This is a genomic window from Flavobacterium notoginsengisoli (assembly GCF_042686225.1).
In the GTDB taxonomy this organism is placed as follows: Bacteria; Bacteroidota; Bacteroidia; order Flavobacteriales; family Flavobacteriaceae; genus Flavobacterium; species Flavobacterium notoginsengisoli.
Window position 1 is genome coordinate 187,245 of the sequence record NZ_JBHUOT010000012.1, and the last position, 25,955, is coordinate 213,199.

General features: G+C 34.4%; 21 protein-coding genes and 2 riboswitches. Of the genes, 1 reads left to right on the forward strand and 20 read right to left on the reverse strand.

The window, feature by feature from the left end; all coding sequences use genetic code 11:
* Nucleotide 1: 1 nt before the first annotated feature.
* The 9 genes from ACFS3A_RS22880 to ACFS3A_RS22920 form a co-directional block, all read right to left on the reverse strand.
* Nucleotides 2–1,006, reverse strand: coding sequence for a homocysteine S-methyltransferase family protein (locus ACFS3A_RS22880; protein ID WP_379827890.1), 1,005 nt, complete (start codon nucleotides 1,004–1,006; stop codon nucleotides 2–4).
* 342 nt (nucleotides 1,007–1,348) lie between these two features.
* Nucleotides 1,349–1,465, reverse strand: a riboswitch (SAM riboswitch).
* A gap of 353 nt (nucleotides 1,466–1,818) precedes the next feature.
* On the reverse strand, nucleotides 1,819–2,871 hold the full coding sequence (locus tag ACFS3A_RS22885; protein WP_073407989.1) for an NAD(P)/FAD-dependent oxidoreductase: 1,053 nt from the start codon (nucleotides 2,869–2,871) through the stop codon (nucleotides 1,819–1,821).
* Nucleotides 2,872–2,968: 97 nt separating this feature from the next.
* The gene (locus ACFS3A_RS22890) at nucleotides 2,969–3,550 is read right to left on the reverse strand and encodes a precorrin-2 dehydrogenase/sirohydrochlorin ferrochelatase family protein (protein WP_379827891.1); all 582 of its coding nucleotides are present in this window, start codon (nucleotides 3,548–3,550) and stop codon (nucleotides 2,969–2,971) included.
* A 163-nt stretch (nucleotides 3,551–3,713) separates the two neighbouring features.
* Nucleotides 3,714–4,487: a uroporphyrinogen-III C-methyltransferase gene (cobA, locus tag ACFS3A_RS22895; protein ID WP_379827892.1), complete on the reverse strand. Its 774-nt coding sequence runs from the start codon at nucleotides 4,485–4,487 to the stop codon at nucleotides 3,714–3,716.
* Nucleotides 4,480–6,570, reverse strand: a complete 2,091-nt coding sequence (locus ACFS3A_RS22900) for a HEPN domain-containing protein (protein ID WP_379827893.1) — start codon at nucleotides 6,568–6,570, stop codon at nucleotides 4,480–4,482. The genes cobA and ACFS3A_RS22900 overlap by 8 nt, the downstream gene beginning before the upstream one ends.
* An 81-nt stretch (nucleotides 6,571–6,651) precedes the next feature.
* Nucleotides 6,652–7,896 (reverse strand): sulfate adenylyltransferase subunit 1, encoded by a 1,245-nt coding sequence (locus ACFS3A_RS22905; RefSeq protein ID WP_379827894.1) that lies wholly within the window; start codon nucleotides 7,894–7,896, stop codon nucleotides 6,652–6,654.
* 159 nt (nucleotides 7,897–8,055) lie between these two features.
* A complete protein-coding gene (gene cysD, locus ACFS3A_RS22910; protein ID WP_035645595.1) occupies nucleotides 8,056–8,955 on the reverse strand; it encodes a sulfate adenylyltransferase subunit CysD in 900 nt (299 codons plus the stop codon).
* A gap of 156 nt (nucleotides 8,956–9,111) precedes the next feature.
* Entirely contained in the window at nucleotides 9,112–9,822 is a 711-nt protein-coding gene (locus ACFS3A_RS22915; RefSeq protein ID WP_379827895.1) for a phosphoadenylyl-sulfate reductase, read from the reverse strand.
* 28 nt (nucleotides 9,823–9,850) lie between these two features.
* Entirely contained in the window at nucleotides 9,851–10,738 is an 888-nt protein-coding gene (locus tag ACFS3A_RS22920; RefSeq protein WP_379827896.1) for a sulfite exporter TauE/SafE family protein, read from the reverse strand.
* Nucleotides 10,739–11,051: 313 nt separating this feature from the next.
* Here ACFS3A_RS22920 and ACFS3A_RS22925 point away from each other — a divergent pair, with 313 nt between their 5' ends.
* A complete protein-coding gene (locus ACFS3A_RS22925; protein ID WP_379827897.1) occupies nucleotides 11,052–11,834 on the forward strand; it encodes a sulfite exporter TauE/SafE family protein in 783 nt (260 codons plus the stop codon).
* Between the two features lie 79 nt (nucleotides 11,835–11,913).
* On the opposite strand, the gene ACFS3A_RS22930 is transcribed toward ACFS3A_RS22925, so the two are convergent.
* The 11 genes from ACFS3A_RS22930 to ACFS3A_RS22980 form a co-directional block, all read right to left on the reverse strand.
* Nucleotides 11,914–12,324, reverse strand: coding sequence for an RrF2 family transcriptional regulator (locus ACFS3A_RS22930; RefSeq protein ID WP_109191652.1), 411 nt, complete (start codon nucleotides 12,322–12,324; stop codon nucleotides 11,914–11,916).
* 272 nt (nucleotides 12,325–12,596) lie between these two features.
* A complete protein-coding gene (locus ACFS3A_RS22935) occupies nucleotides 12,597–13,769 on the reverse strand; it encodes a trans-sulfuration enzyme family protein (protein WP_379827898.1) in 1,173 nt (390 codons plus the stop codon).
* A 143-nt stretch (nucleotides 13,770–13,912) separates the two neighbouring features.
* Nucleotides 13,913–14,338, reverse strand: a complete 426-nt coding sequence (locus ACFS3A_RS22940; RefSeq protein WP_379827899.1) for an OsmC family protein — start codon at nucleotides 14,336–14,338, stop codon at nucleotides 13,913–13,915.
* 16 nt (nucleotides 14,339–14,354) lie between these two features.
* On the reverse strand, nucleotides 14,355–14,912 hold the full coding sequence (locus tag ACFS3A_RS22945) for a hypothetical protein (RefSeq protein WP_379827900.1): 558 nt from the start codon (nucleotides 14,910–14,912) through the stop codon (nucleotides 14,355–14,357).
* A 63-nt stretch (nucleotides 14,913–14,975) separates the two neighbouring features.
* Entirely contained in the window at nucleotides 14,976–17,390 is a 2,415-nt protein-coding gene (gene thrA / locus ACFS3A_RS22950; protein WP_379827901.1) for a bifunctional aspartate kinase/homoserine dehydrogenase I, read from the reverse strand.
* Between the two features lies 1 nt (nucleotide 17,391).
* A complete protein-coding gene (locus ACFS3A_RS22955; RefSeq protein ID WP_379827902.1) occupies nucleotides 17,392–18,384 on the reverse strand; it encodes an alpha/beta fold hydrolase in 993 nt (330 codons plus the stop codon).
* A 75-nt stretch (nucleotides 18,385–18,459) separates the two neighbouring features.
* A riboswitch (SAM riboswitch) is annotated at nucleotides 18,460–18,567 on the reverse strand.
* 189 nt (nucleotides 18,568–18,756) lie between these two features.
* Nucleotides 18,757–18,960: a hypothetical protein gene (locus ACFS3A_RS22960; protein ID WP_219071101.1), complete on the reverse strand. Its 204-nt coding sequence runs from the start codon at nucleotides 18,958–18,960 to the stop codon at nucleotides 18,757–18,759.
* A 646-nt stretch (nucleotides 18,961–19,606) separates the two neighbouring features.
* Entirely contained in the window at nucleotides 19,607–20,695 is a 1,089-nt protein-coding gene (locus tag ACFS3A_RS22965) for an aspartate kinase (protein ID WP_379827903.1), read from the reverse strand.
* A 235-nt stretch (nucleotides 20,696–20,930) separates the two neighbouring features.
* Nucleotides 20,931–22,235 carry an O-acetylhomoserine aminocarboxypropyltransferase/cysteine synthase family protein gene (locus tag ACFS3A_RS22970; RefSeq protein ID WP_379827904.1) on the reverse strand — a complete coding sequence of 435 codons (1,305 nt, stop codon included), beginning with the start codon at nucleotides 22,233–22,235 and terminating at the stop codon, nucleotides 20,931–20,933.
* Nucleotides 22,236–22,290: 55 nt separating this feature from the next.
* On the reverse strand, nucleotides 22,291–22,467 hold the full coding sequence (locus ACFS3A_RS22975) for a hypothetical protein (protein WP_379827905.1): 177 nt from the start codon (nucleotides 22,465–22,467) through the stop codon (nucleotides 22,291–22,293).
* Nucleotides 22,468–22,810: 343 nt separating this feature from the next.
* Nucleotides 22,811–25,654, reverse strand: coding sequence for a TonB-dependent receptor plug domain-containing protein (locus tag ACFS3A_RS22980; RefSeq protein ID WP_379827906.1), 2,844 nt, complete (start codon nucleotides 25,652–25,654; stop codon nucleotides 22,811–22,813).
* Between the last annotated feature and the right edge of the window lie 301 nt (nucleotides 25,655–25,955).

Sequence of the window (25,955 nt, forward strand, 5' to 3'; positions counted from 1 at the left end):
ATTAAGAAAAAACAGGCGCAACTCTCGGCTTATAATCCTTAGCAACCTCAGCCATTAATCGAATATGGTCTGGAGTTGTTCCGCAACAACCGCCGATGATATTGATTAAATTATCTTCTAAATATTCTTTAATAAATGCTTGTGTTTGTTCTGGAGTTTCATCATATTGCCCAAAAGCATTTGGCAATCCTGCATTTGGATGCGCCGAAACATTAAAGCTTGTGTTATGCGCTAATGTTTTTAAATACGGTTTCAACAAATCGGCTCCGAGGGCGCAATTGAATCCTACGCTTAATAACGGAATATGAGAAACTGAAATCAAAAATGCTTCAACTGTTTGTCCAGAAAGTGTTCTTCCTGAAGCATCAGTAATCGTTCCTGAAACCATGATTGGAATATCCAGATTACGTTCTTCTTTTACTTCTTCGATTGCAAAAAGCGCAGCTTTTGCGTTTAAGGTATCGAAAATTGTTTCTACTAAAAGCAAATCGCATCCACCGTCCATTAAAGCTTCTGCTTGTTGTTTGTATGCAATTCGTAAATCGTCAAACGTTACCGCTCTGTAACCTGGATCGTTTACGTCTGGTGACATACTTGCTGTACGGTTTGTCGGTCCGATTGAACCGGCAACGAAACGTGGTTTTTCTGGGTTTTTCGCGGTAAACTCATCGGCTACTTGTCTTGCGATTTTTGCCGATTCATAGTTTAACTCGTAAACCAAATCTTCCATATGATAATCGGCCATACCGATTGTCGTTCCTGAGAAGGTATTGGTTTCTACAATGTCAGCACCTGCTTCATAATACGCGGCGTGTACATCGCGGATTGCTTGTGGTTGTGTTAGGGATAGTAAATCGTTGTTTCCTTTTAACGGATGCGGGAAATCTTTGAAACGCTCTCCTCTGAAATCTTCTTCTGAGAAATTATAGCGTTGCAACATTGTTCCCATTGCTCCGTCAAGGATTAGGATATTTTTTTTTATTGCTTCTTGAATTGTTATTGCCATGGCTTCTTTTTTTAGCTTCTGAGATACTAAGGTTCTAAGATGCTAAGTTTTTTTATTTAATTCTATTTCCGATTTAAACCCGACAGGTTTTAAAAACCTGTCGGGTTTAACCTTCGATATTTTTATTCATATTAATTCCAAAAGTGCACTATTGCTGGCTCTTTAGCCCCGATTGAAGTGGAAATTATTTTGATTTTTTCTTTAAAAAGCAAAATGATTGCAACGAAAAGCGGGAACTACTGACTGCAAAAATGCGCCAATGATTCGCTCCTGATACAGAATCTGTTTCAGTAAATATTATATGTTATCGAGAAAAGTTTTGAGAAATACGAGTATGTATTTGTGTTATCTATCTTTAATACTGGAAAATGTCGTATAAAGTAGAATTTAGCACCTTCTTTATGATAAAGGGTTGCTAAGGTTTCATCGGGTCTATCCCTCCGCCTTTCGTGATAACGAACAATAATTTTAAGAACAGTGCAAAGGTATGAAATAGGGTTTCGATTTGCAAATGTTTTTTTTGTAAGGTTCTGAGGGACTTAGGCGCTAAGATTCTAAGGTTAAAGTTTGGCTTTTGTTTTTCAAATATAGCCCGTGGTTTTAACCACGGGAAACGTGTTGTGATTATGTGTTGTGATTATGCGTTGTGTTTATATGTTGCAGTAATGCGATATGTCTATTCGTTGCGTTCCAGTGGTTGAAACCACTGGCTATGTTTTTACGTGTTTTCTAAAAAATAAAGCTCAAACTTGATAACAAGTTTGAGCTTTGTATATAAAAACCTTAGTCCCTTAGAACCTCAGCACCTCAGATTAAACAATCGCCTTAACAACTGCTTTTGGAGCTTCTTTACGAGTTCCGTCGAAACCGTCTACTCCTGAAACTGTTGTATATTTTAATACGTATTTTTTACCTGGATTGATGATTCCGTATGCGGCCTGGCACATTAAAGTTGCTTCGTGGAAACCGCAAAGGATTAACTTTAATTTTCCTGGGTATGTGTTTACGTCTCCAATGGCAAAGATTCCCGGAATGTTGGTTTGGTAATCTAATGCATTGTTTACTTTAATAGCATTTTTCTCAATTTCTAATCCCCAGTCTCCAATTGGACCTAATTTTGGTGTTAATCCGAAAAGTGGGATGAAATAGTCACATTCGATTTTACGGTGTGCGCCGTTTTCTTCGATGTCTAATGACTCTACGTGCTCTGCTCCATTGATTCCGATAACCTCAGCTGGCGTGATCAATTTGATTTTTCCTGCTGATTTTAATTCCTGTACTTTTTCTACAGAATCTAAAGCTCCTCTGAATTCATTTCTTCTGTGAATTAAAGTTACTTCTGAAGCTACGTTTGCTAAGAAAATTGACCAGTCTAATGCTGAATCTCCTCCTCCTGCAATTACAACTCTTTTATCTCTGAATTTCTCCGGATTTTTGATGAAATATTTTACTCCTTTATCTTCATAAAACTCGATATCTTCGATAAGCGGTTTACGAGGCTCAAAACTTCCTAAACCTCCAGCGATTGCAATAACTGGCGCGTGGAATTTTGTTCCTTTGTTTGAGGTTACGATAAAACTTCCGTCTTCTTGTTTGTCGATGGTTTCAGCACGTTCTCCTAATGTAAATCCTGGCTCAAATTGTTTGATTTGCTCCATTAATCCGTCAACTAAATCTCCGGCTAATACTTCTGGAAAACCTGGAATATCATAAATAGGCTTTTTAGGATATAATTCTGAAAGCTGTCCTCCTGGTTGAGGCAAAGCATCTAAAATGTGGCATTTTAATTTTAATAATCCTGCCTCGAAAACGGCAAATAAACCTGTTGGGCCTGCTCCAATTATAAGTATATCTGTTTTAATCATTATGTTGTTGTTTATAATCATTCTTAATAACGCAAAGAAACGAATAAATCCTTGTACTATCAATGATTTTTATCATTAATTTCTTTCCGAAACTTTTTTACTCTTTATTTTTTAATGAAGAGGTAATCTCATTCATCCTTTTAACTTTTTCTTCGAAATTGCCTTTTAGCGTTTTTCGGTATTCATTCAGGTTCTCAACCATTTGATTGATGTCTTCCGGAATTACTTCTTCGAAAAACTCACGTAATCTTTTTGCTGTTGTTGGCGATTTTCCGTTGGTTGAAATGGCAATTTTTACATTTCCTTTTGTTACGATTCCGCCTAGATAATAATCACATAAATCGGGCGTATCGGCTATATTGCAAATCAAATAACGTTTTCTAGCCAAATCATACACCTTTTTATTGACTTCCAGCTTATCTGTACAAGCGATCACCATGTGACGCTTTTTGAGCATTTTCTTTTTAAACTTTTTTTCCGTCAATTTAACTGAAGGATGTTTTTCGGCTAAAACTTTAATTTCCAAATGAAAATCAGGTGCTACAACCTCAACATTTGCATTTGGACTTGATTTTAGCAAAAAAGAAAGTTTCTCTAAACCTACATTTCCACCGCCTACAATTAGTACATTTAAATTGTGAAGCTTTAGAAATATTGGATATAATTCGTTTTGTTCCATGTTACCAATATGTTGTTCCTAACGGAACCATTAATAATGCAAACTTCGGGTTAAAACCTGACGTTGCAAAATCAGCGTCAATCATATGTTCCTAACGGAACATTATACTGTGAAAAACATTTTTTTTCTACCGATGAAATGTTCCTAACGGAACATATAAATTCTAACGAATTTCTTCTTTTGATAGAAATTCTTCGTAAAATCCTTTTAATTTATTGCTTTCGCGGACCACTTCGCCTAAAACAATAATGGCTGGTGAACCTAATTCTTTTTCTTTTACAATATTTAAAATCGAATCAACCGTTCCAACTCCCACTTTTTCTTCTGTTGTTGTTCCGTTTTGGATAATTGCAACGGGTAAATTTCCTTTGTCTTCTTTTTGAAACAAATCGATGATTTGAGGCAATTTGTGCATTCCCATTAAAATCACAACTGTTGCAGAAGATTTGGCTGATAATGCAATATCTGAAGATAATTTTCTATCTGATGTTGTTCCGGTAATCGCCCAAAAACTTTCTGAAACGCCTCTTTTTGTAATCGAAATTCCCTGACTTGCAGGAACGGCAACTACAGATGAAATACCGGGAACTACGATGGTTTCTATTCCGAAACTTTCTGCAAATTCCACTTCTTCGCTTCCTCTTCCGAAAATAAATGGATCTCCGCCTTTTAATCGAACTACGTTTCCGTAAGTCAAAGCATTATCCACAATCAATTGATTGATTTGATCCTGCGTGTAAGCATGATTTCCGATTCTTTTTCCAACAAAAATTCGAATGGCATTTTTAGGTGCGTAATCCAGAATTTCTTCGTTGGCCAAAGCGTCGTATAAAACCACATTAGCTTCAGCCAATGCTTTTACAGCTTTCAGCGTCAGTAAATCGGGATCGCCCGGACCTGCACCGACTAAAGTTATTTTGGGTTTTATATTAAGCATTTTCTAATTCCTGAGCTCTGAAAGTTTCGATTTTGTCAAAGAAAACGACTGCCTGAGCAATGTAATCTTTAGCGAAAGCTTCAGATGGTTCATTTTTATTGATTTGGTAAACCAAGTCTTTAAAAGTTAAGTTTAATTCTATTTTATTTGTGTCGATGAAAACAGTATCAAACAAATCAACGATTCCTGCGTGGTGATTTGTTTTTTGGTTTTCTGACAATAACAATGCTTTTGCTCCATTTACAAATCCTGCATAAGCATGATAAATTGCATCTGACCATTTTTTCTCGTCGAAAGATTCCTGAGCCAAAATCAATTTCTCTTTAGCTTCAAACAATAATGTTGCAACTAAATCGATTACAACTCCTGCACATTCTCCAACTCCAACTGCTTTTACATAGTTGTCTGCGTTACCCCAATCTACAAAATCGGCTTCTGTTAAATTGGTTACATCTGCATACGGTTTTAAGATTTCGTAGAAATACTTTTCTCCTTTTGTATCATAATAATCTAGGAATTTTTGTCCGCTTCCGTTAGCATCAAAATCATTTAAAATGGTACGCAACGCATCAGGACCTCTACGACTAGGCACTTTGATTACTTTATCAGCAAAACGTCCAGCGCCATTTCCTAATCTTCCTCCGCCTAATAAAACTTGTAAAGCCGGAGCAACTAGTTTTCCTGAGTTAATCGACATTCCCTGGAATCCAATTGCAGACATATTATGCTGTCCGCAGGCATTCATACAGCCCGAAATTTTAATTTCGATTTCGCGTTTGTTTAAATACTGAGGATATTCTGCCGTTAAAACTCTTTCTAATTCTTCTGCAATACCGGTACTACTTGCAATCCCCAAATTACAAGTATCAGTACCCGGACATGCCGTAATATCTCCAACTGAATTATATCCTAGCTGAACAAAATCCAACTTCGCTAATTCTTGATAAAAGAATGGTAAATTCTCTTCTTTTATGTGACGTATTACAATATTTTGACGCAATGAAAAACGCAATTCATTTGCTCCGTAATTCTTAATTAAGTTGGCTAACAATCGTGCTTTATCCGTATAAAAATCTCCTAATAAAACTTTAATTCCAATAGCATAATAACCGTCTTGTTTCTGTTTGATTACATTCGAATTTTTCCAAGCTTCATACGCTTTTGTATCTTCAATTGTAACTTGCGGAACTTCTAATAATGGTTCTGGAATTGGACCATCAAAAGCAGTTGTATCAATTTCGTATGTTTCAAAAGCGATGGCTTTTTTCTCTTGCTCAACCAAATCAAGGAAAACATCTCTTCCCATTTCTTTGATTAAGAATTTCATACGCGCTTTCATTCTTTTAGCACGTTCACCATATCTATCAAAAATACGGATGATTCCTTCTGCTGTTGGAATAATTTCGTTTACGGGAACAAACTCCGAAAGTAATTCCGCATGTGCTGGCTGAGATCCTAGACCTCCTCCAAACATGATTTTGAAACCTTTCTGTCCGTCTTTAATTTTCGGAATAAATCCTAAATCGTGCAAATAACTCAAAGCGGTATCTTCGTCTGAAGATGAGAACGAAATTTTGAATTTACGTCCCATTTCCTGACAGATCGGGTTTCTTAACAAATACTGAAAAAGTCCGTGTGCGTAAGGCGAAACATCAAATGGCTCGTTTACGTCAACTCCAGCCAATTCGCTTCCTGTAATATTTCTTACTGTGTTTCCACAAGCTTCACGAAGTGTAATATCATCTTTAGCCAAATCCGCCCAAAGTTCAGGAGTTCTGTCTAAACTCACATAGTGAATCTGAATATCCTGACGTGTTGTAATATGCAAACGTCCTGTAGAATATTCATCTGAAACTTGTGTGATACGCACTAATTGCTCACTGGTTACTTTACCATAAGGCAATTTGATACGAATCATCTGAACGCCTTCCTGACGCTGACCGTAAATTCCACGCGCTAAACGAAGACTACGAAAACGCTCATCATCAATTTTTCCTCCACGGAATAAATGAATCTTTTTTTCTAATTCGATAATCTCCTTCTGAACTACCGGATTTTCTATTTCTGTTCTAAAACTTTCCATTTCTCTTTAGTTGTTGGTTGTCAGTTGTTGGTTGTTGGTTTGCTGGCAGATAACTATCAACCAAAAACCATCAACTATCAACTAGCGAATGAATCCTACTCCTGCTGTTGTGTTTGTTGCTGTATCAATTAAGATAAAAGCTCCGTTTGATTTGTTTTCGTTGTATGAATCAAAATATAACGGTTTGCTTAATTTGATCGTTACCTCGCCAATTTCGTTGATGGCTAATTGTGAAGCTTCTGTCGTTCCAGAGTAATCTGTTGCAATAGTATTTTTAATGCTTTCTACTTTTGCTAAAACTCTGTTTGTATTGTGTTGTACCAAATATTTAGTTCCCGGAACCAGTTTTTTACTGTCCATCCAACAAACTGTTGTGGTAATATCTTTTTCAATTTTTGGAAGTTCTGATGATTTCACAATCATATCACCTCTTGTTACATTGATATCATTTTCTAATTCGATTGTGATAGATGAACCTGCAACGGCTTCATCAAATGTTTTATCGAAAAAGTGAATTTTAGTAACTGTTGATTCTGTTAAAGAAGGAAGAACTGTTACGGCATCTCCAACTTTAATTGAGTTTCCGTATAATTTTCCTGCGTAACCTCTGAAATCGTGATATTCCTCTGTTTTTGGACGAATAACGGTTTGAACTGGGAAACGTGCTTTTCCTGCTTCGTATACATCATGAGAATGTAATCCTTCTAAATGCTCTAAAACCGTTTGTCCTTCATACCAAGGCATATTTTCAGATTTGTCCACAACATTTCCACCGTTGATGGCACTTAACGGAATATAGCTTACGTTTTGCTCTTTGAAAGTACTTTTTGCATTTAATGCCTCAAAATCGGCTTTGATTTTATTGAAAACTTCTTCAGAATAGTCAACCAAATCCATTTTGTTAATCGCAACAATTACTTCTTTTACTCTCAATAAATTATTGATAAAAAAGTGACGGTAAGTCTGCTCGATAACGCCTTTTCTGGCATCAATCAAAATAATTGAAACCTGAGAAGTCGAAGCTCCCGTAACCATGTTTCTGGTATATTCTACGTGACCCGGAGTATCAGCAATAATGTAACTTTTCTTTGCAGTCGAAAAATATATATGTGCAACGTCAATCGTGATTCCTTGTTCTCTTTCGGCCACTAATCCGTCAGTTGCCAAAGAAAAATCAAGGTAATCGTAACCTTTTTGTTTACTGCTTTTTTCGATTGCTTCTATTTTATCAGTTGTCAATGATTTTGTATCGTACAATAATCTCCCGATCAAAGTACTTTTTCCGTCATCTACACTTCCTGCTGTTGCTATTTTTAAAACGTCCATTCTGTAATATTTTGTTTCAGGTTTAATTTTTGTTTCAAGTTTCAAGTTGCTTGCCTTTGAACTAAAATTTAAATCTGTATGTTTTTGTTTTCTTGATTTTTACTTTTAAAATTCCATTCCGAATTGCATTTACAATTAACAATTCATAATTAACAATTATTAAAAGTACCCTTGTTGTTTTCTCTTTTCCATCGCCGCTTCAGAACGTTTATCATCGATTCTGGCTCCTCTTTCAGAAATGGTTGATTCTCTGATTTCTCCAACAACTTCTTCGATTGTTGCTGCGTAAGATTCAACTGCTGCGGTACAACTCATATCTCCAACGGTTCTGAAGCGAACAATTCTTTCTTCGATTTGTTCGTCTTCTTCTTGGTACACAAAAGGAGAATGCGACCAGATTAAACCGTCTCTCAAAAAAACTTTTCTTTTATGTGAGAAATAGATTGATGGAATTTCGATGTGTTCTTTTTCGATATAACTCCAAACATCTAATTCTGTCCAGTTTGAAATTGGAAAAACACGAACGTTTTGTCCATTTTCAATTTTTCCATTCAAAATATCAAACAACTCAGGTCTTTGATTTTTTTCGTCCCATTGTCCGAAATCATCACGAACAGAGAAAATACGCTCTTTAGCTCTCGCCTTTTCTTCATCACGACGTGCTCCACCAATACAAGCATCAAACTTAAATTCTTCAATTGCATCTAAAAGTGTTGTTGTCTGCAAACTGTTTCTACTTGAGTATTTTCCAGTTTCTTCAACTACTTTTCCTTCATCAATGGCATCCTGAACATTACGAACGATCAACTCTAAACCTAATTCTTCTACCAATTTATCTCTGAAAGCAATTGTCTCAGGGAAATTGTGTCCCGTATCAACATGCAATAGAGGAAACGGAATCTTAGCAGGGAAAAATGCTTTTTGCGCCAAACGCACTAATGTGATAGAATCTTTTCCTCCTGAGAAAAGTAAAACCGGTTTGTCAAACTGTGAAATTACTTCTCTGAAAATGTATATCGCTTCACTCTCTAAAGCGTTTGTTTTTAATACTGAACTCATTGTTTTTTTGTTTGATATTTTTGTTGTGAAAATTTTGTTTCAGGTTTCATGTTTAAAGTTTCAAATTGCCTGATCTAAAATCTCCACTCTTTATTCTGTAATCTATTTTCTATTCTCTAAAAAAGTCTTGCCTCTTTCTTCTTGCTTCTAAAAAGTCTACTCTTTCTTAGCACTGTGAAGCCCACACTCTTTATGGCTTGATTCCCACCACCATCTTCCAGCTCTGATATCTTCGCCTGGAAAGATTGCTCTGGTACAAGGTGCGCATCCAATACTTACAAAACCTTGTTTGTGCAATGGATTTTGCGGAACATTGTTTTCAGATAAATACGTTTCCACTTCTTCTAAAGTCCATTTTAATAACGGATTGAATTTTATGATTTCGAAGTTTCCATCGTATTCAAACAGACTTAAATCATGTCTGTTTTCTGATTGTTCGGCTCGTAATCCCGTAATCCAAACTGAGTTTCCTGCCAAAGCTTTTCTTAACGGAATTACTTTTCGAATAAAACAACACTCTTTTCTGTTTTCAACTGAATCGTAAAAGCTGTTTGGTCCCTTTTCCTGCAATAGCTTTTCTACTGATGCTGCTTCCGGAAAATAAACCTCGATTGGTCTTTTATACTTTTTTAATGTTTTGTGAAAAACGTCATACGTTTCCTGAAACAATCTTCCTGTATCTAAAGTAAAAACAGCAATATCTGTGTTGCTTTTTGCAATAAAATCTGTAATTACCTGATCTTCCTGGCCAAAAGATGTCGAAAAAATTACTTTTCCTGGAAATTTTTTTGCTAAAAAAACTAAGGTTTCGTCAAGCGAAAAATCTTTTGTTTTATCTAATAATTCTTGTACTATAATCGCACTCATAATCTCTCTTCCTTTCTAAATTTATTTTTTACAATAATTTAGATAATGTTTTTAAACTCAATAATATAATTAACACTCCAACCGCAACCATCATTGGTTTTCTTTTGATTTTATTTACTAAATAAGCTGCTAATGGTGCTGAAATAACTCCTCCTAAAATCAATCCGATGATTACTTGCCAGCCATGGATTCCACCGAAAAGCATGAACGTTATTCCACTTGCAAATGAAATTGCAAACTCAGCTGCATTTACAGAACCAATAGTATATCTTGGATTTCTTCCTCTTCCTAATAATGTAGAAGTTACAATTGGCCCCCAGCCTCCTCCTCCAACAGAATCCATAAAACCTCCGAAAACAGCTAAAGCGCTTAACTTTTTAGTTTTCTTTTTTACAATATTCTTTTTTAACGCTTTTCTAATAATGATTATCGCTAAAACAATCATGTAAACTGCAATAAATGGCTTTATAATATCTCCGTCAATTACGTCTGATAGTAAGTAAGCTCCTGTAATAGAACCTAAAACTCCCGGAATCAATAGATGCTTTACCAGTTTTTTATTGATGTTTCCGAAACGATGATGCGAAAGCGCCGATGCTCCCGTTGTAAACATTTCTGAAACGTGAACTGCAGTACTGCTCACAACCGGCGGTACTCCATAAGCCAATAAAAATGACGTCGAAGTTGCTCCATATCCCATTCCTAAAGTTCCGTCAACCAACTGAGCAAAAACTCCAATCGCAAAAAACACTAAAAATTCCTGATTGAATCCTGCTACAAATCCGTCCCAGGAAAATTCAGCGTGATGATTGTATATTAAAGTGAGTAACAAACCTACTAGTAAAACAACAGGAATTCCAATCCAAAGCTTCTCTTTAAAAGAGGCCGTATTATTTATTTTCAGTTCTTTCTCCATGTTAACAGGTTTAAATTTCGTTTTGAAAACCTATTACCCTATCGGGTTAGTAGATTACTTTGCAAAAATACTACTTATTTCTAAATTACAAAGCAATATTATTATTTTTTTAAGCCCTCACCTGCCTTTTATTGCATTCTAAAAGAGAGTTTTAAGAATTATACTGTATAATTTCACAAATAATGCCCTATAACAAGATATTGCAACAATTTAAGCGTCAAAAAAATTTGGTTATTAAATACATTTTTTAATCTCTATAAAATCGATAGGATTATTATAAAATTGTTGTATTTTAGCCCCCAAACTTTTATTTATGGATTTTCAAATAGGTCTTGTAATTGCAGGATTAGTCGTTGGATTTATTGTTGGACTGACTGGAGTTGGCGGCGGTTCTTTAATGACTCCAATTTTATTATACTTCAATATTCCGCCAACAACCGCAGTAGGAACCGATTTATTATATGCCGCATTTACAAAAGCAGGAGGTGTTTTTGTACACAATAAAAAAGGCAATATCAACTGGAAAATTACCGGGTGGCTTACCCTTGGAAGTGTTCCCGCTGCTTTAGTCACTCTATGGATTTTAAACAGCATTAAAACAGATATTGAAACTATAAATCATGTAATTAAATACAGCTTAGGCTGGGCATTATTATTTACCTCAATTGCTATTATATTCAAAAATAAAATTTTGAAATTCTCTCAAAAACATGCGGGAGATAAATTTCATAGCGAAAGCACGACTCAAAACATGCTGACTATCGGAATTGGAGTTTTACTGGGTGCAACCGTAACTCTAACTTCTATTGGAGCCGGAGCTTTAGGAACTGTAACTTTATTTTTCCTTTATCCATTATTACCAACACCAAGATTAGTTGGAACTGAAATCGCACACGCCGTTCCTTTGACACTTGTTGCAGGAATTGGTCACGCTTCTATGGGAAATTTGGATATAGGTTTATTGGGGCAATTATTAATGGGATCGCTTCCCGGAATCTATATGGGAAGCATGCTAAGCGGAAAAGTTCCGGATCAATTCCTGAGAAACGCTATAGCCGTAATGCTTTTTATGGCTGGATACAAATTGATTTTTTAGACTAAAATTACTTTATAAACATAAAAAAAGACCATTTCATTAAAACAGAAATGGTCTTTTGTATTTTAAAAATATCATCTTAAAACGCAATATCTGCCAAAGAATTACTTTCTAATATTTTAAGTGTATTATCTCTAACTTCAGTCATTAAACGACGTGCCGCACAGGTAGCTTCATCATCACAATCATCACATCTTTCGTAAAAATTATGACTTGCACATGGAAGTAATGCAATCGGCCCTTCCAAAATACGATAGACTTTTGCCATACTGATGTCTTTTGGATCTTTTATTAAGTAATAGCCTCCACCTTTTCCTTTTTTGGCACCAAGAAAACCCGAGTTTCTTAAGAGCAGTAAAATACTTTCTAAAAATTTTATCGAAATGTGTTCGCTTTTCGCAATTTCGGCAATCTGTACTGGTTCGTTATTTTCGCGTCTGGCTAAATAAGTCAAAGCTTTGATTCCGTATTTTGTCTTTTTTGAAAGCATCTTTATGTTTTAGATTACAGCTTCTATAGTTAATTAAAATAGCTATTAAATTGCAGTAAATTATTAAACAACAAAAATATGCTTTTTGTTTGAACTATCACAAAAGAATAAAGTTAAATTCTACTAATCCTATCAAATTACTTCGTTAATTCATTTCCTTGATTGACAAAAGTATAGTATTTAAGAAAACTACAATCAAAAAAAATACGATTTTCAACTGTAATTAAATGTAAAGCTAAAAATCGTATTTTGATAATTTAAAATATAAAAGATTATTCTAATGCTTGTTTCAAATCTGCAATTACATCTTCTACCGTTTCTAAACCTACAGAAACACGAACTAAACCTTGTGTGATTCCAACTGCTAATTGATCTTCTTCAGATAATTTACTGTGCGTTGTAGAGGCAGGATGCGTAACAATCGTTTTTACATCACCAATATTTGCCGAAAGAGAACATAATTTAATCTTGTTCAAAAATTTTCGTCCGGCTTCAAGACCACCTTTTATTTCGATCGCAATAATGTTACCGCCTAAACGCATTTGTTTTTTAGCAATTTCATATTTTGGATGTGATTTCAAGAATGGATATTTCACACTATTCACATTCGGATGACTTTCTAAAAATTCTGCCACTTTTAAAGCATTTTCACAATGCTTATCTACACGAACAGCCAAAGTCTCTAAACTTTTTGACAAAACCCAAGCATTAAATGGCGACATTGCCGGTCCCGTATTTCTTGAAAACAAATATATTTTACGAATCAACTCTGCTTCTCCAACTGCAACTCCACCCAAAACACGGCCTTGTCCATCGATTAATTTTGTTGCAGAATGCACTACAATATGAGCTCCATATTTTATAGGCTGTTGAATATACGGTGTTGCAAAACAGTTATCGATTATTAAAATCAGATTGTGCTTTTTTGCAATTTGACCTAACAATTCCAAATCAATTACATCAACACCTGGATTTGTTGGTGTTTCTGCGTATAAAATTTTAGTATTAGGTTTAATAAAACTCTCTATTGTTTCTGGTTTATTGATATCAAAATAGGTTGTTTCAATGTTCCATTTTGGAAAATAGGTCATAAACAACGCATGTGTCGATCCAAAAACGCTTCCTGCAGACACAATGTGATCTCCAGAATCTAACAATGCTGCAAATGTAGAATATATTGCTGCCATTCCGGTTGCGAAAGCATAACCTGCTTCTGCACCTTCCATTGCGCAAACTTTATCTACAAATTCTGTTGTATTTGGATTGCTGAAACGAGAATAAATATTACGAACTTTTTCTTCTGTAAAAGAAGCCCTCATATCCTCTGCGTCTTCAAATATAAAACTTGAAGATAAATACAAAGGCGTTGAATGTTCCTGAAATTGTGTTTTTTCTAAATGTGTTCTAATGGCTTGTGTTTCAAAACCAAATTCTTCTGTATTCATTGTGTTGTTTTTTTGTTTTTTTGTTTTTTTGTTTCAAGTTTGAGGTTTCAAGTTTTACAAACTAAAATCCAAACCAAAACAAGTCAATTATTTATGCTCAATCTGAGCATTTTCTAATTCCCTAATTGACTAATTATCTAATTTTATAAAGCTTCGCTGTTCAAGACAACTTTGTAATTAATGGTTGCTGTTGGTTCCACCGTTTTAGCAACTGAACAGTATTTCTCAAAAGAAAGCTGTGCTGCTTTTTTAGCTTTTTCCGGATTGATTTCTCCTTCTAAATAAAAAACCACATCGATTTCTTTAAAAGGTTTTGCTTCTTCGATCTGCACACGCGTTCCTTCAACCTCAGCATTAAAAGATGTGATTTCCTGACGTTGTTTTTTTAAAATCGAAATCATATCAATAGCGCTGCATCCTGCAACTCCCATTAATACCAATTCCATAGGACTTGCGCCCAAATCGCTTCCGCCAAATTCGGCTCTGCTGTCAACGTCAACTACGTGTCCGCGTTCATTTTTTACTTTAAAATGAAAGGCGTCATTTACTCTGTTTAAAGTTACTTTCATGGTATTTATTCCTAAGTTATTTGTCTTTTTTATCTAATTTATTCCAATACTCTAAAACCTGTTTTTTAGATTCTACGTCCAAAGATTTAAAATTATCAGAGAATCTGTCTGTTCCAAAATTATCTGAGACACTTGATTCTATAGTGTAAAATTTATCTTTTTGGGAAAATACAAGATGAACCGATTGTTGTTTAAAATCAGCATCATATAATCCGTAAATAAAAAGAGCATCTACACTTTTATCTTTATTATAATCTCCAAATGCTTTTCGGCTTCCCCAAGATGAAATAATTCCGTTATGATTTACTTCCAAAATCGATTTTAAAATCCATTTATCATTTACTTTCGTAAACCTTTGGAAATACATTTTATCAGGAATAGCATTTTTTTCAATCTTCGAAAAAATAAAAACATTATCCTCGTTTCCAGGAGAACTTACCTCATCAACCTGAATTGCTCTTATTCCTTTATACGGAAATACATCCTGAGTATAACTGTCTTTGTTCCTAATAACATTAGAAACCTGAGCTACGATACTATTTGAAATCAACAATAAAATAAAAATCTTTTTCATATTTACATTATTAAAACTAAATAACGAATTTAAGATTTTTCTTTCTTTTGTTTCTCGTTTAATTTATCCTTTGTCAGACAATCTCAAAATATCTCCAAAAACCCCTCTTGCCGTTACTGCAGAACCTGCACCAGCTCCCTGAATAACGATTGGACGATCTCCGTAAGATTCTGTGTAAATTTCGAAGAAAGAATCAGAACCTTTTAATCCGCCTAATGCAGTGTCTTTTGGCACTGAAACTAATTTTACTTCTAGATTTCCTTTGTCATTCTGCAAATCTCCAGACAATTCACCAATATATCTCAATACGTGATTTGGCTGTTGTTCTGCTTTTATTTTAGCATAAATGGAGTCGAATTCTTTTAATTTTGTCAAGAAATCGGCTGCGCTTCCTTCACGCAAGTGCTCCGGAATTAAATTCTGAATTGAGATTTCTTCAAACTCATTTTGTAAATCTAATTCTCTAGCTAAAATTAATAATTTTCTACCAACGTCATTTCCGCATAAATCTTCACGCGGATCTGGTTCTGTATATCCGTTATCAATTGCTTCCTGCAAGATTTCGCTAAAAGGCGCCTCTTTTGCAGAGAAATTATTGAATAAATAACTCAATGTTCCCGAGAAAACTCCTTTTATTTTTGTAATATTTTCTCCTGAAAGGTGCAATAATTTGATGGTATCAATTAATGGTAATCCTGCACCAACATTTGTTTCATACAAATAATTCTTTTGATTATCTGCTAATGCTTTTCTCAATTCTTTGTAAAAGCCATAAGTCAAAGTATTAGCCACTTTGTTTGAAGAAATTAAATCGAAACTGCTTTCTACTAACGGAATATAATTCTCAACAAAAGTCGCACTTGCTGTATTATCAATTGCAATTAAGTTTTCTAAATGATGTTCGTTAGCGTAAGTGATTATGTCTTTAATCGTGTAAGGCTCGCCTTTGGTTTCTATTTCATTTTTCCAGTTATTGGCAACACCATATTTATTTAAAAGCAGTTTTCTAGAATTCGCTATAGCGAAAACATTCAGCTTAATGTCTTTACGTTTTTCAATTGCCGCTGCCGATTCTAAAATCTGGTTAATCAAAGTTCCTCCAACTAATCCATGACCAAAAATTGCAATGTTGATTTTTTTAGAAACTCCAAAAATCTCTCCGTGAATTACGTTTAATGCTTTGTTTAATTCTTCTTTTTTAACCACCAAACTCACGTTTTTGCCCGTTACAGTGTTGTTGAATAAAATAGGAACAATTTTATTTTTGATTAAAGCGGTGTATGGTTTATGGAAAGTGCTCAAATCCTGTCCAATAATCGAAATAACCGATACATTATCTGTTACCGTAATTTGGTTAACGTCTTTTGAATAAAAGTCATTTTCGAACTCTTTTTCTAATTCAACCATTGCAAGAGTCGCTTTTTCTGTTGCCACTACAAGTCCGATTCCTCTTTCTGAAGAGCCTTGCGAGATGATACTAACACTGATGTTGTGATCGCCCATTACTTTAAAAATTCTGGCATCAACTCCAGCTTTTCCAAGTAACCCGCGTCCTTCAAGATTCACAAGGGATACATTTTCTAAAACAGAAAGTGTTTTAATCCCTTCTTTAGAAGAATCCGATGTAATTAAAGTTCCTCTGTTTTCGTGATTAAAAGTATTTAAAATACGAAGCGGAATGTTTTTTTCTAATAAAGGAATAATCGTTTTAGCATGTAAAATCGTTGCTCCAAAATTAGCCAGCTCATTTGCTTCATTGAAAGATAAATATTCAATCTTCTTAGCATCGGCAACTAAATCCGGGTTTGCAGTATAGATTCCGTCTACGTGCGTGAAGTTTTGTAATTCTTCAGCATTTAAATAATTTGCGATTAACGAAGCGGTATAGTTACTGCCATTTCTACCTAAAGTAGTTGTGTCGTTGTTGTTATTGGAACCAATGAAGCCTGTAACTATATTAACCGTTTCGCCGTTATGTTCTTTAAAATAATTGACTACATTTTTCTTTGAAAGCTGTTCTAAAGGCTGTGCATCACCAAATTTAGAATCAGTTTTCAATAATTCTCTTGTATCGACAAAATTGGCAGGAATTCCTTTTTCTAATAAAATAGCCGTCAATAATTTAGCCGAAAGCAATTCTCCTTTTGACAAAATCTGATCTTTGATTTTTTTGCTGTAATCACCAATTAAACTTACTCCTTCAAAAAGTTTGTCTAAGACATTAAATTCTTCAGACAAATCAACCTGCGGATAATCTGATATTTGATATTTTTTGAAATTCTCTAATAATTCTTTGTAACTGCCATTTTTAGCAGCAATACTTAAGATAAATTCTAATTCGTCAGTAGCATTTCCGCGTGCAGAAACTACAACGGCAATCTTTTCACCTTGACTTACTTTATCAGAAATGATTGAAACAACTTTGTTAAGTCCTTCTCCGTTTGCTAACGATTTACCTCCAAATTTTAATACTTTCATTTTATTTCTTTATTGTTTCTGCCTTAAAAATGTCGGCAAGTAAATGATCTAATTGTTTGTACTCGATTAAAAAAGCGTCATGTCCGTGAACCGAAACAATTTCGCTATAGAAAACATTGTCTTTAAATTTCTTTAATTCTTCATAGGTTTCGACATTTTCTTTGGCCGTAAAAAATAAGTCTGAATTGATCCCTACAATATGAATTGAAGCTGTTGTTTTTGACAATAAGTTTTCAAAACTTTCACTATTTCTAGTAATATCAATTGTTTTAAGTAACTGATTCATTAATTTATAAGAAGACAACTGAAATCTTTGCTGTAGTTTTTTTCCGTGATGCGCCAGCCAACTTTCGATATTAAAAATCAAAAGATCCTGATTAACGGTGCGCTGAAATTTCTCTTTAAATGAGTCTGGCGAACGATAACATAACATGGCGTGAATTCTGGCATCTTCAATTGGTTTTGAAGAATTATTTAGAATCTGCTCCTGAAGAAAACAATTTGCAATAAGCCAGTCTGTAGATTTCCAGTCGCTCGCAATCGGAATAAGATTATCTGTAATATTAGGTTCTAAAGCCAAGATTTCCCATGCAATCCCGCCGCCAACTGAACCTCCGATCACGGCAAAAAGCTTTTCTATATTTAGAGCTTTAATTCCTTCAATAAATATTCTTGCAATATCTCTTGCTGTAAAATCAAGATAATTTTCGATTAGAAAAGAATTAGTTCCATTTCCAGGAACATCAAAAGCTAAAATGGTATAAACTGAAGTGTCGATAGTTTTTCCTTCTCCAATTAAATCATTCCACCAACCGTTTTCGCCGGTAACTTGCGAATTTCCTGTCAAGGCATGATTAACCAAAACAATTGGCGCATTATACAAAGGCTGGCCTGCTAATGTAAAATGTAAAGGTATAGAATGATAAGACGCACCACTTTCTGTGATGAATTCCTGAATTATAATAGGGTTGTTTGGTATATTTTCCAATTTCAAATCTGTTGTATTATCTGATTTGTATATGGAAATATTAGAAAGAAAAAACTAGAGTAAACTAGAAAAAAATTCTTGTTGTTATCTTTCCACGTTTGGCGTGGTAGAATGTAGCACCTTCTTCGTTTTACCGAAGGGTTGCTAAGGATTCATCGGGTCTAATCCCTCGTCCTTTCTTTATAACATTTCAATACGTGTTTGAACTTAACGGTGCAAATTAACTACTATTTTCTTAAACAAACAAATTTTATCTAAAAGTGTTTGTTAAATTTCTGAGACTTACTTTAGCAAAAACTATTATACGCAAAAATTTACCGAACAAAAATGCCCAGTAAAATTAAGCAGGTTTTACCCTAGTTTATGTCACTTTTTAGTTTAGATAAAAAGCGTTTCATTTTCTTTTGAATACATCAAAAACAATAAAGAGTTGGGTGCTTTTTTTTCAGCATTTTTATCCGTTTCGTTCATTCCGAATCTCGGGTGAGCCAATTCATTTGTTGGCGGTGGCGGATTATTTTTTCTTGTCCTTCTGTTTTTCAAATTTGAAATTTTTTCTGCTAAGTAGTTCAATGTGCTCATGATATTTAAGTTTAGTTAAGTTGCGTTTTATAATCTTTATTTCTCTTTTATATTTGTGTTAAGCCCCTTTCGGGAATAAAAAAACCCTTTTGGATTTTTAGATACCAAAAGGGTTTAAGTTTTTAAACTCATTTATACTTTTAGTATCAACAGACCGATGCGCGTACGCAAATAAGTGCGACAGCAAACATCTTGTTCATCTGTAAGGATTTATTCATCTGTGATTTATATTGTATATTTAAATTCTGCATTTTTTTATAATTAAAAAGCCTCCCAATGTTCTTTGGGAGGCTTTTACTACTATATTGTGTTTCTTACAATTTTAAGCAATAGGCGACCCGGCCTCGGTATTAACCGAAATGGCACAAAACATTTTGTTGACTTTTAAGTTCATTTGATTTCTAGTAGTTTTTGGGTACAACAAATATGCAACTATTTTTTTTATTACACAAATGAAATTCAGGAATTTAATTACAAAATTCGTTAAAAAAGTTGTTTTTAACGTTAAAAAACATCTTACAAAATAAAATGAAAGATAATTTTGACTAAAAAAATCATAAAACATCCGTTTTTAGGCTTATAAACTCCATTTACAAATCAGTTTATCAAAGAACATCAGTTATATTTTTAGTTTTTTTGAGAGAATTTAAGACCAAACAGCCTCTTTATTTCTAATTCTTTCCGCAACTTTTAGAATATCTGTTATTATTCCTCTCGAAATTGCCTGTTTACATGGCGGCGCACTCTGAATTACAATTGGAACAGCAGCATAAGATTGTGTGTAAATTTCAAAAATGGTATCAGAACCTTTTAATTGTCCGATTGGAGAACTTGCCAGTTCAGAAATCAATTTGACTTCTAATTTGTTTTTCTCTAAATCAAATTCACCTACATATCGCAAAACATGATTTTCTGCTTGTGTAATTTTAGCAATTTTAAAAGATTTGTCGATTGCCTCTTTATTAAGTACTCCATTTTTTTCCAAATGTTCTTCCGTAATAAAAGGTTTTATCTGAATATCCGAAAAATCGAAATCTTTTCCTATTTCCCTTGCCAATATTAGAAGCTTTCGTGCTGTATCATTTCCTGATAAATCTTCTTTAAAATTTGACTTCATCAGTCCCAAAAGACTTGCATCTTTTAAAACCGAAGAAAACGAGACCTCTTCTGATGAAAATCTATTAAAAACATAACTCAAATTATCGGAGAACACTCCTCGAATCTTTGTGATTTTTTCGCCGGAATAATACAAATCTCTCAAAGTCTGTAAAACCGGAATCCCTGTATCTACTGAGGTTTCATACAGAAATTCTTTATCATACTTTTTAAGATTGACTCTGAGCTCTTTGTACAAATCTATCGGAAGCGTATTCGCTTTTTTGTTTACAGCAACGATATTAAATCCGTTTTTGATAAGCGTGTTATAATGTTTTACCAATTCATCACTGGCTGTTGCGTCTACCGCAATCAGGTTTTCAAATTCATTTTCTTTAGCAAATTCTACTATATCTTCTACTTTAAAAGGAACTGCCAGTTGTCTAAAATTGGTTTCCCAAGCATAACCGACTCCTTCTTTCTCAAAAAAGGCTACAGTCGAATTTGTGATAATAGGAAAATGAAAATCTACGTTTTTACTTTCGAGAAAAAACTCCTGACTTTCAATAATCTGATTGATCAAAGTACTTCCGATATTACCAATTCCAAAAAGGACAATGTTTATTTTAAGCTTTGACATAATTTTTAATTTTTGAAACCATATAAGCAATATAAGTTCATTTAATTGCCGTGTTGTATATAGCAGTTCTTTGATTTAAAGTTAGACGCACTGCTGTGCGTCTCTACAGTGCATTTTTTCTAAAATGAACTTATATTACTTATATGGTTTAATTTATAAAGATGTTTTTCATAAAAAATTACCTTTAGCAAAACCACTCGCTAAAGGCAATCTTTCAAACAAAAAACAAAAAAACCTAGTTTTTATTGATACTGTATTGTGAAACCGAAACGGTTTCAAAAACAGCCTGCAGATCTGCAATTAAATCTTCAATATCTTCAATTCCCACAGACAGACGAACTAAATCTTTTGAAACTCCTGTTTCGATCTGTTCATCATCTGTTAACTGCTGGTGCGTTGTACTTGCCGGATGAATAATCAGTGATTTGGTATCGCCGATATTGGCCAGTAAAGAGAATAATTTCGTGTCGTCTACTACTTTTTTAGCCGCATCAAAACCTCCTTTTAATCCGAAAGTAATGATTCCGCTTTGTCCTTCCGGTAAATATTCTTTGGCCAAATCATAATATTTATTAGATTTTAAACCTGGATAATTTACCCACACCACCTCATCTTGTTTCTCTAACCATTCGGCCAAAGCCAAAGCATTTTCACTATGTTTCTTGATTCGGATTGGAAGTGTTTCTAAACCTTGAATAATCTGAAAAGCATTAAATGGACTCAAAGCAGCACCAAAATCACGCAGCCCTTCAATTCGTGCTTTTGCAATAAAAGCTGCATTTCCTAAAGCTTCATGATATATTAATCCATGGTAACCTGCAGATGGTTCGGTAAATTCAGGGAACTTTCCGTTTGCCCAGTCAAAATTTCCGGCATCAATGATAACGCCTCCTAAAGAAGTTCCGTTTCCAGCGATATATTTAGTTAAGGAGTGAATGACAATATCGGCACCATATTTAATTGGGTTTAATAAATAAGGTGTCGCAACTGTATTATCTACTATAAATGGCACTTTAAACGCTTTGGCTTCTGCCGAAATTCCTTTTAAATCTAAAACGTCTAATTTTGGATTTCCAAGAGATTCAACAAAAAAAGCACGTGTATTTTCTTTTGCCGCTTTGGTAAAATTTTCTGGTTTTGAAGGATCTACAAACGTTGTTGTAATTCCTAATCTCGGCAGTGTAACTTTTAGAAGATTATAAGTTCCGCCATATAAGCTGTTTGAAGCTACGATATGATCGCCAGCTTTTAATAAAGTCAATAATGTTGTAGAAATTGCCGATGCACCTGAAGCGGTAACAACAGCTCCAATACCACCTTCCAGCGCCGCCAAACGCTGCTCTAAAACATCGTTTGTGGGGTTATTTAATCTCGTGTAGATAAATCCTGCTTCGGCAAGACCAAATAAATTGGCTGCATGATCTGCATTATTAAATACGTATGATGACGTTTGATAAATTGGCACTGCTCGTGTTCCTGAATTTTTAGTAACATCGTGTCCTGCGTGTAATGCATTTGTTGCAAATTTTTGTGTACTCATGATTTCTTAGTTTTTTGATATTGTTAATACGGTATATATTGTAATTGTAATTGATTTAAGCTAAAACACCTTCAGCTTCTTCTTCAAGATCGTACAGATGAAACAGTAATGATTTTTGAGTTTTTATCTGCTGTGCAGGATCATATTTTAGCGTTTCAGCTGCTGATTCTTCCAAATTATTATTTCTTAATAAGTATTGAAATGCGATTGTATTTATATCTAGTGTATTCATGATTTTAAAATTTAAATTGTTGAAAATAAAAAAGCCCTTTCGGATGGCGACCAAAAGGGCTTATAGCTTAACTATAACAAAGATTCTACTCTTTCACTTTTGGCAACAGCAATGAGGGATGCACATTTGCATCATTCCACAACACATCATATTTTTTCTTGCTATTGCTTTCATTTGTTTTTATATTTAAAATTAATCTTGCTTTTTTAAACTCGACTATTTCTATAGAGTAAAAGTAGTAAATATTTTTAAACCACCAAATTAAAATCGAAATTTTATCACTTATTTTTTTTAAATCTCTTTCAAGCCTTTTAGATTAAGACTTGAAAGAGATTTTATTTTTTTAGAATTTAAAGCTTAAACGAGCAAATCCAAATCTTCCGTTTAATCCAAATTGAGAAACCGCTCTTGAATAAGCAAACTGATTGGCATTTGTCAAATCGGTACTTGGTGCTGGAGATAAAGTTGGTGTTGTATTCGTAAATGCAGGTGTTGCAGGATTATTTCTATCCGGATAAACGTCTCCTATATTATTGAATCCAACTGTTGCTCTAAAATGTTCATTGATTTGATATCCGAAAGATAAATCGGTAACCAGTTTCGCACTATATTCCGGGTGTTCGTATACAGAAGCCGATCCGTCTAAGTTAACATCTGTTGCTCCTGGATCTGTAACTTGTCCAAAATAGCTGTTTCTTAAATAAATATCCAGTTTTTTGATACTGAAAGTGGTCATTAAGTTTGCTTTTAATTTCGGAATTGCCTCTTCTAAATAAACTCGGCTTGACTCTGGAAAAAAGGAATAAATGTATGGATCTCCACCAGCATCAACAATAGATTTCGGTATATGCAAATCTCCCACTCTTTTGGTTTCATTAAAACTTAACGCAAAATCATTTCTAATTACAAAATCCTGAATGACATCGTATTTTTGAGAAATTACCAAATCAACTCCTTTGGTTTCCGAATCGATTCCGTTTGTCCAGAAAGAAGCTCTTTCTACACCTTTTAAATCAAATGCTTCTTGAAATAATGTCAAAGCTTGGGCCTGCGTTGGAGAAGTTGCTGCTCCAATTTGCGCATCTGTTGGTCTTGCATATTGCCCAGACAATACAACACGGTCATTGATTCTTGTATAATAAGCATCTGTAGAAATGGTAATATTGGCTTCTGGAATTTTAAATGTAAATCCTGTGCTGATGCTTTTTGATTTCTCTGGCCTTAGATTTTCTACACCAATACTTTTGGCCGCCTGAGAATCGTTTGTAAAATAACCTACCTGATATGGCGAACCATTAATAAACTGCGTTGAACTTGCTTCAAAATACTTTTGCTGTAAAGATGGCGCTCTAAAACCGGTTTGTCCGGAAATTCTCCAATTTATATTGTCTGTCAATTTTAAAAGTGAGGCTAATTTAAACGTAACTGTACTTCCAAAATCGGAATAGTTTTCATAACGCGCTGCTCCATTTATCAACCATTTTTCTGTAGCATTTAATTCTAAATCAACATAAGCGGCACCACTTTTTCTGTCTCTTTCTTTAGCATCTGAAGGCTGGAAACCTGAAAATCCCTGCGCTCCTGCTCCACGTTTGTTTCCAAAGAAATCGGTAACAATTAACGGCGATGTAGTTGGTAAAACTCCTGTTACCAAATTTCCATTTACATCGTATAATCCGTATGAAGCTTCTTCTCCTGCTTTAATTTGGTAGTTTTCATATCTGAATTCCCCTCCAAAAGCAACGTTCAATCCTGAAAGAACATCTAGTTTTTTACTAAAATCTAAATTGGTTGTGCTTTGTAAAAACGAAACTTTACCCGCATCAAAACTAAAAGGAGAATTGGTTCCTAAAGTGGCATTGATCGTATTGTTTACATTATATTTAAAAGAGTTTGTTCCTAAGTTTGTACTTAAATCGGTATCAAAACCAAACAATTCTGTATTTAATCCAACTGCCGCGGAAGCGTCTAATATATTGGATTCTATTTCTGGCAAAAATCCGTTTTCATACACTTGCGTGAAAGTTCCGGAACCATTTGGCAATCTGTTAAAAGCATAGGACTGACCATTTCTATATGACAATCCACCAAAAGAATATACCGAAGTTGTTTCTGTCAAAGGATATTTTGCATTATAATACGCCTGTCCTGATGCCAGTTCTGACTGCCCCACGCTCATATTATAATCTGCTCTTTGCTGTCCTCTGTATGCCAATTCATTATTCGTAACATCAAAATTAAGTGCCGTCTGCATTTGTGTAATTGTCGTTGCCGATGCAATGGCATTTTGCTGTGCGGTTGTAAAATAACTTACCTGCGGTGCATATTGTTTTAATGAAGATAAAATTTGAGCAGAGTTTGAAGTATTATTAATATTACTGAAAAGTGAATTGATTTCAACCCCATTCTGTGCAGCTCTGTTTTCAACTGCATTGTAAGCATTAAAAATACCATTGTTTCTAATTCCTGCTCGACTTGTTGCTTGTCTGGTTACAGCCGTACCTGTTACATTTAAAAAACTTCCTGGTTTTCCTAATGAAGTTCCGTAGTTTAAATCGACTTGTACGGTTTGTCCATCGGCACCTCCTTTGAAATTATTAGAACCCGATGATAAATTAGTTCCATACTGAATTCCACCTGTCAAATAATTAGCATTCTTTTTCAATACTATATTGATTACTCCTGCAATAGCATCAGAACCATATTGCGCCGCCGCACCATCTCTTAAAACTTCTATTCTTTCGATTGCAAAAGACGGAATCGCATTTAAATCGGTTCCTACAGATCCTCTTCCTGGCGATCCGTTTATGTTGACCAAAGCACTGGTGTGTCTTCTTTTTCCGTTTACTAAAATCAGAACCTGATCCGGCCCTAACCCTCTCAATTGTGCAGGATCAACGTGATCCGTTGCATCTGCTGTTGATGTTGCGTTACTCGTAAATGATGGCGCAACATAATTTAAAATCTGAGTTACGCTGGTTTGAGGCGCTCCTTTTGTTATTTCTGTCACATTAAAAACATCGACCGGAACTGGCACATCGGTCTTTACTCTGTTTTTACTTCTAGATCCAATAACGGTTACTTCTGTCAATTCATTATTTTTTAAAGTATCCTGCGCTCTTTTATCTTGAGCATAAAGTCCTGAAAATGTCGCAAGACCTAAAATTATAAGTACATTTTTCTTCATTTCTTTTACTGATTTATTAGTTGTTTTTGGTTTGAAAAAGATTTTATATTTCACATTTTTGAACAAAAAAAAACCTCTGCGATTGGCAGAGGTTCTATATATGTTGTTGAAAATAAACTACAATAGAGTCTCTGCGGATAACTCCGGCATCTTACAAGACATCATATTGCAAACTGTAAATTTCATTTCTTTCTGTTATTTTAACGAGGCAAATGTGCGAACTATTTTTTAATCAGCCAAACAAAAACCAAAATATTTTCCATTACCCTATCAAAATACTATACTTTTGTTAAATTTCTGC

Coding starts and splice junctions, on each gene's coding strand:
- ACFS3A_RS22960 (WP_219071101.1), bottom strand. CDS start 18,960: ATGAGCACATTGAACTACTTAGCAGAAAAAATTTCAAATTTGAAAAAC.
- ACFS3A_RS22925 (WP_379827897.1), top strand. CDS start 11,052: ATGGATTTTCAAATAGGTCTTGTAATTGCAGGATTAGTCGTTGGATTT.
- ACFS3A_RS22940 (WP_379827899.1), bottom strand. CDS start 14,338: ATGAAAGTAACTTTAAACAGAGTAAATGACGCCTTTCATTTTAAAGTA.
- ACFS3A_RS22930 (WP_109191652.1), bottom strand. CDS start 12,324: ATGCTTTCAAAAAAGACAAAATACGGAATCAAAGCTTTGACTTATTTA.
- ACFS3A_RS22880 (WP_379827890.1), bottom strand. CDS start 1,006: ATGGCAATAACAATTCAAGAAGCAATAAAAAAAAATATCCTAATCCTT.
- ACFS3A_RS22965 (WP_379827903.1), bottom strand. CDS start 20,695: ATGTCAAAGCTTAAAATAAACATTGTCCTTTTTGGAATTGGTAATATC.
- ACFS3A_RS22915 (WP_379827895.1), bottom strand. CDS start 9,822: ATGAGTGCGATTATAGTACAAGAATTATTAGATAAAACAAAAGATTTT.
- ACFS3A_RS22980 (WP_379827906.1), bottom strand. CDS start 25,654: ATGAAGAAAAATGTACTTATAATTTTAGGTCTTGCGACATTTTCAGGA.
- cobA (WP_379827892.1), bottom strand. CDS start 4,487: ATGCTTAATATAAAACCCAAAATAACTTTAGTCGGTGCAGGTCCGGGC.
- ACFS3A_RS22945 (WP_379827900.1), bottom strand. CDS start 14,912: ATGAAAAAGATTTTTATTTTATTGTTGATTTCAAATAGTATCGTAGCT.
- thrA (WP_379827901.1), bottom strand. CDS start 17,390: ATGAAAGTATTAAAATTTGGAGGTAAATCGTTAGCAAACGGAGAAGGA.
- ACFS3A_RS22890 (WP_379827891.1), bottom strand. CDS start 3,550: ATGGAACAAAACGAATTATATCCAATATTTCTAAAGCTTCACAATTTA.
- ACFS3A_RS22920 (WP_379827896.1), bottom strand. CDS start 10,738: ATGGAGAAAGAACTGAAAATAAATAATACGGCCTCTTTTAAAGAGAAG.
- ACFS3A_RS22900 (WP_379827893.1), bottom strand. CDS start 6,570: ATGGAAAGTTTTAGAACAGAAATAGAAAATCCGGTAGTTCAGAAGGAG.
- ACFS3A_RS22935 (WP_379827898.1), bottom strand. CDS start 13,769: ATGAATACAGAAGAATTTGGTTTTGAAACACAAGCCATTAGAACACAT.
- ACFS3A_RS22975 (WP_379827905.1), bottom strand. CDS start 22,467: ATGAATACACTAGATATAAATACAATCGCATTTCAATACTTATTAAGA.
- cysD (WP_035645595.1), bottom strand. CDS start 8,955: ATGAGTTCAGTATTAAAAACAAACGCTTTAGAGAGTGAAGCGATATAC.
- ACFS3A_RS22905 (WP_379827894.1), bottom strand. CDS start 7,896: ATGGACGTTTTAAAAATAGCAACAGCAGGAAGTGTAGATGACGGAAAA.
- ACFS3A_RS22885 (WP_073407989.1), bottom strand. CDS start 2,871: ATGATTAAAACAGATATACTTATAATTGGAGCAGGCCCAACAGGTTTA.
- ACFS3A_RS22970 (WP_379827904.1), bottom strand. CDS start 22,235: ATGAGTACACAAAAATTTGCAACAAATGCATTACACGCAGGACACGAT.